Origin of the sequence: Streptomyces sp. NPDC102360, from assembly GCF_044766085.1 — a bacterium.
Taxonomy (GTDB): Bacteria; Actinomycetota; Actinomycetes; order Streptomycetales; family Streptomycetaceae; genus Streptomyces.
The window spans coordinates 1,149,642-1,165,334 of the sequence record NZ_JBIWLG010000001.1 but is presented as its reverse complement, the minus strand read 5'-3'; the positions used below and the strand labels follow the sequence as shown (position 1 = coordinate 1,165,334).

Genomic DNA, 15,693 nt, shown 5'->3' with positions numbered 1-15,693 from the left:
AGCTCTCCCGGCATGCGCGGGGCGATGTCCTTGTCGTGGGCGCGCAGATCGCTGCGGTGTTCCAGGTGCATGGCAGGCGGCCCGGCACGCGGTGGACCGCCTGGACCGGGTCCGCATCCCCGACGCGGCCCGCCGCGCGCGCCACTGTCGGCACCGGTTCTCCGGCGGCATGCGCCGGCGCGCCGTCGTCGCCATGGCACTCGCGCTCAGGCTTGCGTGGGCACCGGTTCGTAGACCGGCGAGGACGGTGTGTAGGTCCCGTCGAGCACGAAGCGCAGGTAGCGGCCCGTGTTGTGCAGATACTCGTCCTTGTCCGTGGCGGCGGCCTCGATCGCGGACCGTGCCGGGCGGGCGAGGTCGGGGGCGATGAAGGTGAGGGCGTTGATCGCCTGGAGTCGTACGCGGACGTCGGTGTGTTCAGCGAGGGTGTGGCCCAGGAAGGCGACGGCCTCGTCGACCAGGTGGCCGTGCCGGATCAGCGTTTCCGCGGCAACTACCCGCACCTGGGGTGAGGTGTCGGTGCGCAGCACCCGGGTCAGTCGGGGCAGTGCCGACGCGGCGGGACGCCCGAGCATCAGCAGTCCCTGCGCGGCCCAGTACCGTACGACCTCGTTCGTGTCGCCCAAGTCCCGTATCAGGGAGGCGAGATGGCGGGTGTCACGCTGGATGGCCCGTTGCGCGAGGGCCATGACGCGGCGCAGCGGGTAGGCGCCGGGGCGGCGGCTCGCCTCCCAGCCCTCCAGCGGACTGCCTTCCGGGATGAACCCGTTGTCGTGCACGGCGACCAGGTGCTCGTCCAGTGCGCGGGAGAGACGGGTGAGCGTGTGGGCGTGGGCCGGGTCGGCGGCCAGGTTGTGGACCTCGTCGGGGTCGGTGCGCAGGTCGTACAGCTCCTCGGCGGGCTTGGTTCCCCAGAACCTGTCCTGTACGGGATCGAGGGTGCCGTCCAGGTGGGCCTGCTGCCACGACTGGTAGCCGCGCGCCTGCCAGGCGTACGCGCCGTGCTGGCCCCAGGGGCGGTGCGGTGCGTAGTTGCGCAGATAGCGGTAGCGCTCGTCGCGCACCGTGCGGACCATGTCGTAGCGCTCGTCCATCCGGTCCCTGCCGCCGAACGCGTAACGGGAGGGCGGGAGTTGGCGCACTCCGGCGAACGGTTGCCCCTGGATGTACTCCGGGATGTCGACCCCCGCGAGCGCGAGGACGGTCGGCCCGTAGTCGACCGATGTCACCGCCCGGCGCTCCACGGCACCCGGCGGACGTGGTGCGAGGTGTGCCCACTTCGCCGGGAAGCGCACGATGAGCGCGGTGCGCATGCCCTCGTCGTAGCAGTGGCGCTTGCTGCGCGGGAGGACGCCGCCGTTGTCGGAGTAGAAGAACACGATGGTGTCGTCGGCGAGCCCGGCGGACTCCAACTCGGCCAGCTTCAGGGCGACATGGCCGCCCATGGCCTCCATCGCGTCGTAGTAGTGCGCGAAGTCGCCGCGGATGTCGTCGGTGTCGGGCAGGTAGGCGGGCAGTCGGACATCCGCGCGTCGCGTACGCCCGTCCGTGGCGGTGAACAGGGCGGACTCGTGCGTGGTCATGTCGTTGAAGACGGCGAAGAACGGGGCTCCGGCCGGGCGGTCGCGGTAGTGGGCACTCGCGCTGGACGCGTCCCAGGTGGCCGCCATGTCGACGACGGTGTTGTAGTCGGTCTTGGAGTTGTTGGTCGTGTAGTAGCCGGCCCGGCGCAGGTACTCCGGAAATCCCTTGAGGAAGGCCGGAGTTCGGCCGAGCGCCCTCATGTGTTCGGCGGGCCCGGCGCTCTGCGGTGCGACGCCGGTGAGCAGCGCGAAGCGGGACGGTGCGCAGACCGGCGCCGTCGAGTAGGAGTTCTCATAGCGGATGCCTTCGCCGGCGAGCCGGTCCAGGGTGGGTGTTCTGGCGACGGGATCGCCGTATGCGCCGACGAACGGATAGTGGTCCTCGGCGACCAGCCACAGGATGTTGGGGCGCTCGGCCGGGGCGCGGCCGGGCGCGGCGGCTGAAGCGGTGGCAGTCAATGCGGTGGCGCCTGTCGCGGCCACTGCCCCGGCAAGGGCGGTGAAGGCGCGACGGCTGACGGGCGCGTCAAACGTGGGTGTGGGCACGACGGAACTCCCGTATACGACTGTGCAGGGCGGCAACTTCGTTGATTGCAGGCGCTGTTCAGCGAGGGGAGAGACACAGGGCGCTGGACTGCCGCGCCAGATCCACATGGCGGCGCTCGACGAGGACGCTCATCAAGTGGCGGGCGGCAGGGTGCATGGCACGCGATCTTGCCGGACGTGTCTGAAAGGTGTCAACGTGTGCAGGGCTTCGGCCTTGCGCGGGTACCGCCCCTTCGGCGACGCGCCCCCCCTCTCCGTGATCAAGGCCCTGGCCGGCAGGCCGCATCTCGACGCATGTCACCGGGAGGAGGATCGACGTGCCCAGGTCTGCGGCAGGTGCCTGCCGGTCCGCCGCCGGCCCACGGCCGACGACGGACGCCCGGTCCTGGCGGAGCAGCCCGTTCCGCCAGTCGGTTCCGCCAGTCCGTTCCGCCAGCCCGTTCCGCCAGCCCGTTCCGCCAGTCCGTTCCGCCAGTCCGTTTGCCGGGCCCGACGTCAGTCCAGTTGAACTTCCTTGGTCTCCGGCGCCCAGGCCAGAGACACCACGGCCCCCAGCACCAGCAGGACCGTAAGGGTGATCATGGAGGCGGAGAACCCGAACGCCGACAGGCTCATCGGGAGCAGGAACGTCCCGATCGCGGAGCCGACCCGGCTGAGCCCGTTGAGCAGGCCAACGCCTGAGCTGCGGACCTGGGTCGGGAAGAGCTCCGGGGGATAGACCTGGTCGAGGTTGGAGGATGCCGACATCGTGAAGGTGAACACGAGGAACAGCGGGAACAGCAGCAGCGTCGGCGCGTTCGGCCACACCCCGATCGTGCCGAGGGCCAGCGCCATCACGAAGAACGAGGTGATGAGGAAGCCTCGCCGCGTGAAGCGTGCCACGAACCACAACCCGATGAGCCCGCCCAGCAGCAGGAACAGGTTGAGCAGACCGTTGCTGAGGAACTCCTCGTCGGCCAGCCCCACGCGCTCCATCACCACGGGCAGGAACGTGTAGATGGCGAAGTACGGGATGACCTGACAGTTGTAGTAGAGGACGCCGAAGAGCGTGTTGCGGCGGTAGCGGCGGCGGAACAGCTCGCGGTAGTCGTAGGACTCCTCCGCCTGCCCCCGGGTCAACAGGTTCGAGACATCGACGTGGGGGCCGATGTGCTTGGCGACGACGGCCTTCGCCTCCTCGATCCGCCCCTTGCTGATGAGCCACCGCGGCGACTCGGGTGTCCCGATCCGCATGAGGAGTACGAAGACAGCGGGCAGCGCACTGCTGGCCAGCAGCCATCGCCAGCTGTCCCCGCCGAATCCGATCACGTAGTTGCCGATGAAGTACGCCGCGATGTAGCCGATCGTCCACATGGCGGTGAGCGAGGCGAGGAAGCCGCCGCGATAGCGGCGCGGGCAGAACTCGGCGACCAGCGTGGGGCCCAGGGCGTAGTCCGCACCGATTCCGAATCCGATGAGGAGGCGGAGCACGAACAGCTCGGTCGGCCCGGTGACGAAGAACTGGGCGACGGAGGCGACGGCGATGAGAAGGAAGTCGAGGGTGTACAGCAGCTGCCGTCCCCATCGGTCCGCGGCCCAGCCCAGCACGATGCTGCCGGCGAAGATGCCGATGAGCGCCGAGGCACCCAGCAGACCCTGCCAGGCGGGCCCGAGGTGCATCTGCGGCGCGATGAGTGTCAGCGCGATACCGATGATGCCCAGGTGGTATCCGTCCGAGAAGTTCGCACCGAAGGTGAGCGCCGTGATCTTGAGGTGGAAGCGGTTCAGCGGGGCGTCATCCAGGGTCGTTGCGGTCCCAGGGGCCGTCGCTGTCCCGGTGCCCGGTGGCGTGGTCACTTCCACAGACGGCGGTTGCTCCACGGCGTCCTCCTGAGCCTTGCGAAGATCATGAATAAGCGATTTCATGCAGCCTCTGATGTGAATACATCTATGTCAAGGGGTTGGTGGCGATCACCGGCGACCGCATACTCATCGACGGTCGACACCCGAGATGCGCCGACGTCACCGGCACCGCACGACGCCCCACCGCCGTCGAGCTCGACGCCACCGCCCAAAAATGGGCAGGCGAAACCTACGCGCTCGCACGGGACATCGGGGAGAAGTGGGCCGCCCACGGTCGCACGACCGGCGTCGGCGCCAACCGGTACGAAGTCGTGGATCCCGACTCCGCCGACCAGCACGGCCTGCGCCTGCTGAGCAGTCACGTCGGAGGCGCCGGAGAGGCCCCCGGCTGCCACCGCGCCCGCCATCCTACGCGGCCGGTCGAACCAAGCTCGCCGCGCTTCCGCACCTCGTCGGGGACCGGCCGGTCAGTTCACTCCTCAAAGGCATGTGCCGCTTTGTGTGGCGCATCTTGTCAAGTGGCGAACGGACTCCTACAGTCCGTCGACACGTGGGACATGGAAGCGCTCCCACGTCTCTTGGTTCATCCAAGCAATGGAGCCGCGATGACCGACTTACCGCGCACACCGAGCCGCCGCCGCATACTGGGCGCCGCCCTGGCCGCACCGCCTGCGCTGATGCTGGGCGCACAGACCGCACGAGCCGATTCGTGGGGCACCCCCGTAACGGTCAACTCCTGGAACAAGGTCAGCGGAAGGTGGACTGCCAACAACGAGCTGGAGACGTACACGCCGGACTGTGTCTGGTACGAGGGCGGCACGCTGGTGATCAAGGCGTACAACGCCGGGGGTGGTGTCTACTACTCGGGCCGCGTGGAGTCGACCGCACTGTACGGGTACGGCACGTACAGCTTCACCGCCAACATGCCGGGCGGGCAGGGCCTGTTGCCCGCGGTGTGGGCCGCCTACCTGAATCCGTGGCTGCCCGAGTTCGACGCGGCCGAGATCGTGGGACAGAACCCGAACGTCGTGTACCAGACCTCTCATGACGCCAACAACGCCCAGCAGCAGTTCTCCAAGACGAACTCCGCGGGCTGGACGAACGCGTTCCACACCTACTCGTTCAGTTGGTTCCCCGACCACATCGACTTCGCGGTGGACGGCGCCATCACCGGCACCACCTGGTACACCACCCCGGCCGGAACCGGCATGCGCTTCATCGCCAACGTCGCGGTCGGCGGAGACTGGCCGGGAAATCCGGACGCCTCGACCTGGGCCACCGCCGACGGCGCCCGCTACCTCAAGGTCTCCTCCATCACGCACACCCCGTACTACCCGTGACATAGGCACGGCGGGTCTCCCCGGCCACAACGCCGGGGAGACCTGCCGGTCATCTGCCAATCATCAGCATCCAATGGCTGAACGCGGCGTCGTGGTGTGCGAACTCCCGCGCGAGCGCACCCGCTCAGCAGTCGCAGCGCAGAGGACAGGGCGGGTGACGGAGTCAGCGCACGTGGACGGCTCCTGTGTGGGCGTTCAGCGTGTAGTGGTGGCCGTGCGCACGGGCCGTGCTGTGGCCGGCGTCCAGAGCGGCGACGCGCACGCCGTGCCGGGTGATCCAGGCCTGGTACGTGCCGTTCGGCAACTTGGTGACGTGGGCGATGCCACCGTCCGCGAGACGCACGTCGTGGGTCTTGCCGATCTGGCTCGTGTGGTGCTTCTTCTTGTGGTGCTTGCCCTGGTGCTGCGGCACGTTCTGCTCGCTGTGCCAGCCGCCGGGGTGCACCACGCCGACGAAGCCGTTCGCCTGGTTGAGCGCGTAGGTGTAGCCGTGCACGCGCTGGGTCTTGTGCGCGGAGTCGAGCGCCGCGATGCGCACACCCTTGTGCGTGATCCAGGCCTGGTACGTGCCGTTCGCGAGCTTGGTGACGTGTGCGGTGCTGCCGTCGCTGAGCGGCAGGGTCTGGGCGTGGCGTGCCGCGGTGCTGTGCTGGGCGACGGCCGCGGGAGCGGTGGCCGCCGGAGCAGTGGCCGCCGGAGCGGCTTCCGCGGTGGCGGCGAACGCGGTCACGGCGCCGAGGCCGAGAACGGCGGATGCCACAGACGTGCGGAGAATACGAGAGGTCTGCATGCGCCGGCCCCTTTCCATGAGTCGAGCGGGTTGGCTGGTTGAACGCGTCGTGTGGACCGCGTACTCATGAAGCTAGTGCCGCATCAGGCAACGTTCGCCCTGTTGTGATGTGACGCGCCGCCCGGGTCCTGGCCTTGGGCGGCCCACGGCCGTCAGGCTGTGCGGGTGGCAGATCGAGTACACGTGCGTGAGATCGATGACGACGAGGGCAGACGGCTGCTGCGGATCATCCGCAGGGGCACCGGGTCGGTGGTGACCTGGCGGCGGGCCCAGATGGTGCTGCTGTCCGCGCAGGGCATGCCGGTGGCCAGGATTGCCGAGGTGTCGTTCACCAGCGACGACCGGGTTCGCGACGTGATCCACAACTTCAACGCCGACGGCTTCGACTCGCTCTATCCGAAGTACAAGGGTGGCCGGCCCAAGACGTTCACGCTGCCCGAGCGACGCGAGATCAAGAAGATCGCGAAGTCGAAGCCGACCGAGCACGACCTGCCGTTCTCCACCTGGAGTCTGACCAAGCTGGCGGACTTCCTGGTCACCGAGGGGGTGGTCGACGACATCAGCCACGAGGGCCTGCGCATCCTGCTCCGCGAGGAAAGCGTCTCCTTTCAACGCCTGAAGACCTGGAAGACCTCCCGCGACCCTGACTATGCGGCCAAGAAAGCACGGGTGGAGCACCCGTATGCGATCGCTGACAGAGAGGTCATACCCGAGGCCGACGAGCCCGAAGTCATCTTCAGCATGGACGAGTTCGGCCCGCTCAATCTGATGCCCCACCCGGGCCGGCAGTGGGCCGAGCGCAGCGGCAGGCACAAGGACCCCGACCGCGAACCGCGCCGACGGCGGCGGGCGACCTACAACCGCTACGGCGGAGTACGACACCTGTTCGCCGCACTCGACCTGACCAAAGACAAGCTCTACGGCCACATCAAGCCCATCAAGCGGCGCACCCAGTTCCTGGAGTTCTGCCGCTACCTGCGCTCGCTCTACTCACCGACGGTGCGGATCGCGATTGTCTGCGACAACTTCTCACCCCACCTGACCACGAAGAAGTGCCAGCGGGTCGGCACCTGGGCTGCAGCGAACAACGTCGAGATCGCCTACACCCCTACCAACTCCTCCTGGCTGAACCGCATCGAGGCCCAGTTCACCGCCCTGCGCTACTTCACCCTCGACGGCACCGACCACGCCGACCACAAAGAGCAAGGCAGCATGATCCGCCGCTACATCATCTGGCGGAACAAGCACACAGCCGATTTTCGCTTGCGCGCCATCGTCACGCGGGTCAACGTCGCCTGACACCTCACGAAGGCGGAGAAGATGACCACGCAGACCCCACACGTCGACCACGAACTCATCGAGGCCGCGGCCCACGTCGCGCGCACTCGCTGCCGGGGCGACAACCACACCATGGCGGCCGCAGCCCGCGCCCAGGACGGCCGGATCGTCACCGCGGTGAACGCCTACCACTTCACCGGCGGCCCCTGCGCAGAGCTGGTTCTCCTCGGCACGGCAGCCGCCCAGGGTGCCTACGAGCTGGACACGATCGTTGCCGTGGGCGACCGCGGCCGAGGGGTCGTTCCCCCGTGCGGACGGTGCCGCCAGGTCCTTCTCGACTACTTCCCGGCTCTGCAAGTCATCGTCGGGGCCGGTGAGCGGCTCCGGACCGTCTCCATCACCGATCTGCTTCCCGAAAGCTACATCTGGGCCGACCACCAGCTCGACACTGAGGAAACCGAACCACTCAGTACGAGCTAACAACGCCAGACATAAACAGGGCGAACGTTGCCTGATGCGGCACTAGGGACCCCACATCAAGGCATTCCGTATGAAATGTCACAGACAGATGACAAAGCCCCGATCATGCCTTGGTCGCGACAGAAGACCCGGCCGCGGAGGGGACTTCGCCCCGGCCCGGAGTCCCGTGCCGGACTGTCGACAACGTTCGTGGGCAATGCGCCTAGGCGGCGACCTGGACTGTGTACGCCGGGGGGATGCGGAAGAAGCAGGCGAGAACGGTGGACAGGTCCTCGGAGGGAGTGCCGGCTGATCTCACCGGCCAGGACCACTCGCCCCTTGGACCAGGTGTCGGTGCATACCTGGGCGATCTCCTGGGAGTAGAAGAACGGGCTCGCCTTCATGCCTTCGACGAAGCGCTCGGTCTGCCGGCCTGCGTCGCGATGGCCGCGTTGGTGCGCCCCTCGGCCATGGCGGACAGCACCTCGCGTTCCCGTCCGGTGAGCGCGGCCAGCGCCTCGGACGAGCGGCGCGCGGACAGCCTGCGCGCCCGCGCCCGGGATCCGGCGACCGTCAACTCCCCCGGTGCGCCGCCGAACACCCGCAGCGGCACAGCGCACAGCGCGATGACGCACCGCCCGATCCACGGCCCGGCGAGGCCGATGGCGACCAGGTACGCGAGCATCACCAGCGGGATCACCACGACCGCGTTCTCGACGGGGCCCACATACGCGACCACGCTGAGCGCGACCGCACCGGCAAGCGCGACCAGTGACATCAACCCCCGTACGACGCCCACGTGTTCACCGCCCAGCACGGAGGATTCGGCGAGCGCCGCCGCGGGCCGGGTGCGTGCTGCCCGCAGGCCAGCACGACGGTCGCTCCCCCTGCTGGTCGGCCACCCCCGGAAACGGGGGTTCGGCTCTTGCGAACCCCCGTCGTGGTCGTCGTGGTGTTGCTGAACGGTCCATGCCGACGCGCTCGGGGAACTCCGCCGCCAGGAGTGCGTACAGCCTCACTCGACGGCTTCGAGGGCATCGGCGAGTTCACCGAAGTCCTCGGAGCCCGTGAAGTCCAGGTCCACATGGGTCAACGCGCCCTCGGGCTGCGGGAATTCACCGGTGTAGGCGGCCGACACCTGGCTCAGGGTGTCCCTCCCGACATCGAGGCCGTATCCCGAAAGACGCCCTGCCGTGACGGGAATCTCGGCGTGTGCCAGCGGCGCGGCTCCGGCTTCCAGGGTGACGCGCGCCGAGCGGTCGTCGCGGCAGTGCAGGCGGAAGCCCACCATTTCCGTATCGGCCGGCAGCGGCCGCGGCGAGGAGCAGACGACGTGGTCGCCGAGCAGGTTGTGCTCGAAGACCAGGTGGCCGTGCTGGATGTAGAGCGTGTAGCCGCCCGCGCTGGTGCCCGCCGCGAGCAGGACACCGTCCGCCGTGCGGCGCAGGACGGCCGTCGCCCGCACCGACCTGTTGCTGCCCGTGATGCGGGTGGGAGCGGGCACATGGGCGGCGCCGGCCTCCAGGCGCACGCGCACCGCGCCGTGCATGCCCTGGCCGGTGCGCAGGGCGAGCAGTTCCTTCAGAGGGCGGTCGTCGAGCGGGAAGACGTCGTTGCGCTCGGCTTCGTGCTCCCAGATCCGGCGGAGTTCAGCCAGCCGTTCCGGCTCCTTCGCCGCCAGGTCGTGACATTCGGAGAAGTCCCGGCGGGTGTCGTACAGCCGCCAGACGTCGTCCTCGTACGGGCTGCCGGGGACGTGGGTGGTGACGGCCTTCCAGCCTTCGTGCCACAGGGCCCGGTGGCCCAGCATCTCGAAGTACTGAGTGTTCCTCGGCGCGGGGGCCCCGCCGTCGCCGAGGACGGCGGCGATGCTGCGGCCGTCGAACCGTGCCTCGTCGAAGGTGACTCCGGCAGATTCCAGCAGGGTGGGTGCCACGTCGACGGCGTGCACGAACTGGTCGCGGATGCCGCCGGGTTCGGTGATGCCGCGCGGCCAGTGCACGACCAGCGGCACGCGTACGCCGCCGAGGTCGGTGTACTGCTTGTACAGGCGGAAGGGGGTGTTGCTCGCGGTCGCCCACCCTTCGGGGTAGTGCGCGGGGCCCTGAGGGCCTCCGAGTTGGTCCAGGCGGGCAAGTTCCTGCTCGACGGTCTGCGGGATGCCGTTGTAGGGGGCGTTGACGTCGACGGCTCCCTGCGGGCCGCCCTCCCGGCTGGCCCCGTTGTCGGACAGCACCATGACGATGGTGTTGTCGAGCTCGCCCCACTGCCGGAGTGTGTCGATGACACGGCCGATCTGGGCATCGGCGTGTTCCAGAAAGCCGGCGTATACGGCCTGGAGGTGGGAGTAGAGGGTCCGCTGATCCTCGCTCAGCTCGTCCCATGGGGCGACACCGGGGTTGCGTTCGGTCAGTTCGGTGCTCTCCGGGACGAGCCCCGCCTCCGTCTGCCGCCGCAGCCGGTCGACGCGGGTCCGGTCCCAGCCCTTGGTGAACACCTCCAGGTAGCGCTCGATGTAGGCGCGGGGTGCCTGGAGCGGTGCGTGCGTCGCGCCCAGGGCCAGGTTCAGATAGAAGGGGCTGCCGGGCCGGTACGTGCGGTGTTCACGCAGATAGGAGATGGCACGGCCGACGAGGTCGGCCGAGAGATGGTAGTCCGGGTCGTGCTGCGGCGTGACCGGGTGATGGTCCTCGTAGAGTTCGGGGGCGAACTGGTCGGTGGCGCCTCCCATGAAGCCGTAGAAGCGGTCGAAGCCGCGGCGCAGCGGCCAGTTGTCGAACGGGCCGGCGGGGGCGATCTCGTGACCGGGGGCCAGGTGCCACTTGCCCACCTGGTAGGAGCCGTAGCCCTGCGGACGCAGGAGGTCGGGCAACAGCGGGGTGTCGGGGTCGATCCGGCCGCGCGAGTTGGCGAACCCGGTGTCGGTGTCCGCGATGAAGCGCATGCCGAGCCGGTGGTTGTTGCGGCCCGTGAGCAGGGAGGCCCGGGTGGGCGAACACATCGGGTTGACATGGAAGTTGGTGAAGCGCAGCCCGCCCTCCGCGAGTGCGTCGATGGTGGGGGTGCTGACCTCGGAGCCGTAGCAACCGAAGTCGGACCAGCCGGTGTCGTCCAGGACCACCGTCAGGATGTTGGGACGTCCGGGCGGCGGCGGTGTCGGCCACCACGGGGTGGATTCGGCGGCGGTGCGGGCCGGTACGGGGTCAGTTGTCGTCATGGTGGCTCCCGCCGGTGCTCGAGGTGGTGTCGTGGATGCCTGCCGTCTTCTCGCGCTGCTGTCTGCGCCGCTCCTGGATGCTCTCCTCCAGGCGGTCGAGCCACGCGCTGGATTCGACGAGGACCGGCGGCCGGTTGTCGCGCCAGGCCTCGTCGCCGTTGTGGCGTGGCTGGTTCAGTACGTTGGTGCCCTGCCTGCCGACTTCCTGGTACGTGGCGAAGTAGCTGGTCAGCGCCTCGTCGAGGGTCGCGCGCCGTTCGCTCAGCTCGGGGTCGTCGATGACGTTGACGGCCTCGCGCGGGTCCTGCCGCAGGTCGAACATCTCGTGCGGTCCGTCCGGGAAGCGGCGGACGAGCTTGAAGCGGTCGGAGCGCACCATGCGCAGGGTGCCGTACTCGGCGAAGACCAGCTCGGAGGCGTCCCGCAGCGGGGCGCCGAGCAGGGCGTCGCGGTAACTGCGGCCCGGGTACGGTGTCGTGGGTGTCTCGGGCTCCGGGGCCCCCGCGACGTCGAGGAGGGTATGGAAGGTGTCGACGTGGCTGACATTCTCCCGGCGGCGCTGGCCGCCGAGGATCGAGCCGGGGTGGTTGACGATGAGCGGGACCCGGATGGACTCGTCCACCACGTTGTACGGCAGGGTCCCGTTGCCCTTGCCCCAGATCCCGTGGTGCCCCATGTTGAGGCCGTGGTCGCTGGTGTAGATCACCAGGGTGTCGTCGCGCAGTTCCAGGGAGTCGAGTTCGTCCAGGACGCGGCCGACCTGTTCGTCGATGTCGGTGACGGCCGCGTAGTACTGGGCGAGGGCCTCGCGTGAATCGTTGCGCGTGGGATAGAGCGATTCGGAGCGCAGGCGCCCGAAGGGGTGGGTGACGTCGTCGGGGATGTCACGGAACGTGGCGCGGCGGTAGCGGTTCACGAGCCTCTCGGGGGCGCCTGTCCACGGGCTGTGCGTGGCCAGGTGGCCGACGAACAGGAAGAACGGCTCGTCCTGCGCTTCGCGGGCCCTGCCCCGCAGGAACTCGATGGCGCGGTCGGTGATGGCGTGCCGGTCGTAGCGCTTCTCGACGGGCTCGGTGCGCTGCCAGGGGGTGTGGTAGCCCTCCGCCTCGGAGACGGGCGCGCTGCGCGAGTACCAGAAGTCGAATCCTCTCGCCGGGCGTTCACCGTGCCCCAGGTGCCACTTGCCGCTCAGCCCGGTGACGTAGCCCCGCTCCTGGAGCACCTCGCTGACGAGGCGTTCGCCGGCGAGCCAGGAGGTGGAGCGCACTTCGGGGTCGCCTTCGGCGAGGTAGTCGTGCATGCCGTGCTGCGAGGGCAGCCGCCCGGTGAAGAAGGAGGCGCGGGCCGGCGAGCAGACCGGGGAAGGCGTGTACGCGTTGTCGAAGATCACGCCCGTGTCGGCGAGGTGGTCCAAGTTGGGCGTGTGCACCTCGGAGTTCCCGTAGCAGCCGGCGGCCCACTGGGCGTGGTCGTCGGTGAGGAAGACGAGGATGTTCGAGGTCATGTGCGGGGCTCCAGCTCTGTTGAACGCCCTCACAAGCTAGAGATTGGACCTCTGGATGTCCATCCCTTGACAGGACTTCGTTCCGGTCATTTCATGAGGCGAACCTTTGACGACCAGAGGTCCAATCTCGTGCAGACAGACTCTGAGGGAGCCCTCGATGACCCCCGTCGACCGTCCGTCCGGACGCCGCACCTCGGGAAGACAGAACCCGGCCACCATCTGGCTAGTGACGGCTCTCCTGCTCGCCGTCGGCAGCTATCAGCTCAACAACACGATGGTCGCGCCCGCGAATCCGCAGATCATCGAGAGCCTGCACACCGACACCGCGACCGTCGGCCTCGCGCAGACCCTCTTCGCGATGATCGGGGCCATCTCGGCCATCGTCGTGACCCGGATCAGTGACTGGACGGGCCGCCGCAAGGCCCTGCTGTTCAGCCTCGGCGTGCTCGTGGTCGGCAACGTGATCGTGGCGCTCGCGCCGGGGCCGGGTGTGTATCTCGCCGGTCGTGCCCTGTCGGGCATGTGCGGCGCCGTCTTCGCCTTCGCCCTTCTGATCCTGCACGACCTGCTCGACCTCAAGACCTTCAGCAAGGCGCTGGCGATCATCGCCGCCGTCAAGGCGGGCCTCGGCGGCGTCGAGGCCGTCGTGAGCGGAAGTATCGTGGACGCCTTCGGCTACCGGGCCGTTTTCTGGTGCATGGTCGCCTTCACCCTGACCGCGGCCGTCTGCGTGCACTTCGTCATCCCCGAGATCACCACGGCCGAGAAGCGGCGCCTTGACTGGCAGGGCTCCCTCGTCATCGCCCTCGGCCTGACCGGGCTCTCGCTGGCCCTCTCCCAGGGCGGCAAGTGGGGCTGGACCAGCCCCGGCACGCTGGTCGCCCTCCTCGGCGGACTGGCATTCCTGGCCGTCTTCCCGCTCGTCGAGAAGCGGGTCGAACAGCCGCTGATCCGGGCGAGCGAGCTCGGTTCACGGCGGGCCTGGCCGCTGCTGCTCACCAACGTCCTCACGCTCGCCGGAGCGGGCGCGGCCACCCTGTTCGTACTGCCCCTGATGGCCCAGGACGCGGGCGGCGGCTTCGGAATGAGCGCCACCACCGCGGCGCTGCTGTACACGATGCCGGTCTCGGTGGTCGGCTTCGCCTTCGCGCCGTTCGCCGGATCGTTCGCCCCCAAGGTCGGCTGGCGCGCCATCCTGAACGTGGGGCTCGTCGTGACGGTCGCGGGCCTGCTCGTGCTCGCCGCGTTCAGCGACAGCCCCGAGGTCGCCTTCGCCATGACGCTGGTACTGGGCGCCTGCTACACCGGCCTGGTCCTCACCGCCCTCGACGGCTTGGGAGTTCTCCTGTCGTCGTCCGAGGCGCCCGGCGCCCTGACCGGTTTCAACACCGCCGCGTTCGGCATCGGCGCCTCGCTGGGCATCGCCGTCAGCGGCGGAATCATCACCCGGCTCCAAGTGGGCCGAGCACCCACCCAGCACGGATACGCCACCGCCTTGTGGACGTGCACCGGCCTGGCCTTCCTCGGACTGCTCGTCTCCTTCCTCATTCCCAGGACCGATGTCGGCGAGGTCGAGGGCGACGCCGCCGAACCGGTCGTGGATGGCGCTGATACAACGTCACCCGGCGCCCGTTAAGTTTCATCCGACGACCGAACGACCGAGCGCGGGCGGCTCACGACAATGGAGATCCCTTGACACGGCTACGTACGCTCCGAGCGCAGGCGGCGGAGGAACTCCGCACGCTGATCACCACGGACTACCGGCCCGGCGACAAACTGCCGCCAGAGGCCGAACTCGCCCGCCGGATCGGCCTGAGCCGCAACACCGTCCGCGAGGCCGTGGCGCTCCTGGTGTCGGAAGGGCTCGTCCAGCGGCGCTGGGGTGTGGGCACGACCGTGCTCGCCCCCGCGCCGCCGGCGTCCTTCAGCGTCACCGACGTGATTCCCGTCAAGGAGATCATCAAGAACGCCGGACACGAACCCGGCCTCTCCCACTGGCACCACCGTTCGGTCCGGCCCGACCCGGACGTCGCGGCCCAACTGGACCTGCCCGCGGACGACACCCAAGTCTGGTACGTCGAGCGTGTCTTCACCATCGACGGTAAGCCCGCGGTCCATCTGCGCGACTGGTGTCTCAAGACGATCGGCGAACGCCCGGTGGACCTCACTCCCCTGCGCGACGTGGAGATTGACTTCATCGGCCTCGTCAGGGAGCAGTCCAACGAGACGCTCCACCGGATGGACGGCAAGATCCAGGCGGCGCTCTCCGGCGAGGCCTTCGCCTCCGAGGATGCGGCGCGGCCCGTCCCCCTGGTCCAGATCACCCAGACCTGCTACACCACCGCCGGGTCGGCCGTCGTCTACTCGATCGTGCAGTTCGACACCGAGGTCGTCGATCTGACGATCCGCCGCGCCTTCGGCGGCGCGCAGACATAGGCAGGAAACCCTCCGTTCGCGTCCGCTCCTCATCTGGCCCCGGCGAAGGCCCAGTTGCCGCTCAGCCGCCGTCGCGCTTGCGGTAGCGGATATGAGTGGTCAGTGGTGAGTGGAGCACCTCGACGGGCTCGAAATCGAAGGTCTCGACGTCGTCGAAGATGCGCTCGCCGCTGCCGAGCAGGACGGGTGCGATGTCGAGGGCGAGTTCATCGATCACGCCGGCGTTGAGTGCCTGCCGAACCGTCGAAGCGCCACCGGCGATGTCCACACCCTTGCTGCCGGCGGTTTCGAGCGCCTGCGCGTACGCGGCGTCGAAGCCTTCGGTGACGAAGTGGAAGGTGGTCCCGCCCTCCATCTTGATCGGTTCGTGGGCGTAGCGGGTGAGCACGAAGACCGGGGCGTGGTAAGGCGGCTCGGCGCCCCACCAGCCGTCCCACGGCTCGTTCCACTCGCCTCGGATCGGCCCGAACATGTTGCGGCCCATGACGTAGGCGCCACGCGGGCGCATCAGCCAGCCTTGGGCCGCCTTGTCGGCTTCGGTCGCGCGCGGGTCGCCGATGTGCCAGCCGTGCAGTTCCTGGCCGCGCTTGCCCAGCGGATTGTCGCGGCTCTGCTCGGGTCCGGCGACGAAGCCGTCGAGCGAGATCGACATGTGGCAGGTGGTGTCGGTCATCAGCTTCTCTCTGAGAGCAGCAGTT

The 15,693-nt window shown here is 68.7% G+C and carries 12 protein-coding genes and 1 pseudogene; 6 read left to right on the top strand and 7 right to left on the bottom strand.

Annotated features, from left to right (window positions below; translation table 11 throughout):
• Window positions 1-35 precede the first annotated feature (35 nt).
• Window positions 36-205: pseudogene (locus ACIRHA_RS05275) on the top strand (ABC transporter ATP-binding protein); the annotation flags it as partial.
• 1 nt (window position 206) lies between these two features.
• Here the strand turns inward: ACIRHA_RS05275 and ACIRHA_RS05270 are convergent.
• Together ACIRHA_RS05270 and ACIRHA_RS05265 are read right to left on the bottom strand one after the other, a co-directional pair.
• On the bottom strand, window positions 207-2,129 hold the full coding sequence (locus ACIRHA_RS05270; RefSeq protein ID WP_403840033.1) for a sulfatase-like hydrolase/transferase: 1,923 nt from the start codon (window positions 2,127-2,129) through the stop codon (window positions 207-209).
• A 495-nt stretch (window positions 2,130-2,624) separates the two neighbouring features.
• Window positions 2,625-3,989: an MFS transporter gene (locus ACIRHA_RS05265; protein ID WP_403840030.1), complete on the bottom strand. Its 1,365-nt coding sequence runs from the start codon at window positions 3,987-3,989 to the stop codon at window positions 2,625-2,627.
• A gap of 587 nt (window positions 3,990-4,576) precedes the next feature.
• Between ACIRHA_RS05265 and ACIRHA_RS05260 the strand changes: the two genes are divergently transcribed.
• Window positions 4,577-5,311, top strand: coding sequence for a family 16 glycosylhydrolase (locus ACIRHA_RS05260; protein WP_403840027.1), 735 nt, complete (start codon window positions 4,577-4,579; stop codon window positions 5,309-5,311).
• Between the two features lie 163 nt (window positions 5,312-5,474).
• Here the strand turns inward: ACIRHA_RS05260 and ACIRHA_RS05255 are convergent, their stop codons facing one another.
• Window positions 5,475-6,101, bottom strand: a complete 627-nt coding sequence (locus ACIRHA_RS05255) for a hypothetical protein (protein ID WP_403840025.1) — start codon at window positions 6,099-6,101, stop codon at window positions 5,475-5,477.
• Window positions 6,102-6,266: 165 nt separating this feature from the next.
• On the opposite strand from ACIRHA_RS05255, the gene ACIRHA_RS05250 reads away from it, so the two are divergent.
• Entirely contained in the window at window positions 6,267-7,400 is a 1,134-nt protein-coding gene (locus ACIRHA_RS05250; protein WP_403840023.1) for an IS630 family transposase, read from the top strand.
• Between the two features lie 21 nt (window positions 7,401-7,421).
• The gene (locus ACIRHA_RS05245; RefSeq protein ID WP_403840021.1) at window positions 7,422-7,859 is read left to right on the top strand and encodes a cytidine deaminase family protein; all 438 of its coding nucleotides are present in this window, start codon (window positions 7,422-7,424) and stop codon (window positions 7,857-7,859) included.
• A gap of 379 nt (window positions 7,860-8,238) precedes the next feature.
• On the opposite strand, the gene ACIRHA_RS05240 is transcribed toward ACIRHA_RS05245, so the two are convergent.
• From ACIRHA_RS05240 to ACIRHA_RS05230, 3 genes are all read right to left on the bottom strand, one after another.
• The gene (locus ACIRHA_RS05240) at window positions 8,239-8,637 is read right to left on the bottom strand and encodes a hypothetical protein (RefSeq protein ID WP_403840018.1); all 399 of its coding nucleotides are present in this window, start codon (window positions 8,635-8,637) and stop codon (window positions 8,239-8,241) included.
• A 216-nt stretch (window positions 8,638-8,853) separates the two neighbouring features.
• Complete coding sequence (locus ACIRHA_RS05235) at window positions 8,854-11,055, bottom strand: arylsulfatase (RefSeq protein ID WP_403840015.1); 2,202 nt, start codon at window positions 11,053-11,055, stop codon at window positions 8,854-8,856.
• Window positions 11,042-12,559 (bottom strand): sulfatase-like hydrolase/transferase, encoded by a 1,518-nt coding sequence (locus ACIRHA_RS05230; RefSeq protein WP_403840013.1) that lies wholly within the window; start codon window positions 12,557-12,559, stop codon window positions 11,042-11,044. The genes ACIRHA_RS05235 and ACIRHA_RS05230 overlap by 14 nt, the downstream gene beginning before the upstream one ends.
• Before the next feature lie 157 nt (window positions 12,560-12,716).
• Here ACIRHA_RS05230 and ACIRHA_RS05225 point away from each other — a divergent pair, with 157 nt between their 5' ends.
• Window positions 12,717-14,195, top strand: a complete 1,479-nt coding sequence (locus tag ACIRHA_RS05225; protein WP_403840011.1) for an MFS transporter — start codon at window positions 12,717-12,719, stop codon at window positions 14,193-14,195.
• 56 nt (window positions 14,196-14,251) lie between these two features.
• A complete protein-coding gene (locus ACIRHA_RS05220) occupies window positions 14,252-14,995 on the top strand; it encodes a GntR family transcriptional regulator (RefSeq protein WP_403840009.1) in 744 nt (247 codons plus the stop codon).
• A gap of 61 nt (window positions 14,996-15,056) precedes the next feature.
• On the opposite strand, the gene ACIRHA_RS05215 is transcribed toward ACIRHA_RS05220, so the two are convergent.
• Window positions 15,057-15,668 carry a dihydrofolate reductase family protein gene (locus ACIRHA_RS05215; protein ID WP_403840007.1) on the bottom strand — a complete coding sequence of 204 codons (612 nt, stop codon included), beginning with the start codon at window positions 15,666-15,668 and terminating at the stop codon, window positions 15,057-15,059.
• Window positions 15,669-15,693 lie beyond the last annotated feature (25 nt).

Coding starts and splice junctions, on each gene's coding strand:
- ACIRHA_RS05260 (WP_403840027.1), top strand. CDS start 4,577: ATGACCGACTTACCGCGCACACCGAGCCGCCGCCGCATACTGGGCGCC.
- ACIRHA_RS05255 (WP_403840025.1), bottom strand. CDS start 6,101: ATGCAGACCTCTCGTATTCTCCGCACGTCTGTGGCATCCGCCGTTCTC.
- ACIRHA_RS05245 (WP_403840021.1), top strand. CDS start 7,422: ATGACCACGCAGACCCCACACGTCGACCACGAACTCATCGAGGCCGCG.
- ACIRHA_RS05235 (WP_403840015.1), bottom strand. CDS start 11,055: ATGACGACAACTGACCCCGTACCGGCCCGCACCGCCGCCGAATCCACC.
- ACIRHA_RS05230 (WP_403840013.1), bottom strand. CDS start 12,559: ATGACCTCGAACATCCTCGTCTTCCTCACCGACGACCACGCCCAGTGG.
- ACIRHA_RS05225 (WP_403840011.1), top strand. CDS start 12,717: ATGACCCCCGTCGACCGTCCGTCCGGACGCCGCACCTCGGGAAGACAG.
- ACIRHA_RS05215 (WP_403840007.1), bottom strand. CDS start 15,668: ATGACCGACACCACCTGCCACATGTCGATCTCGCTCGACGGCTTCGTC.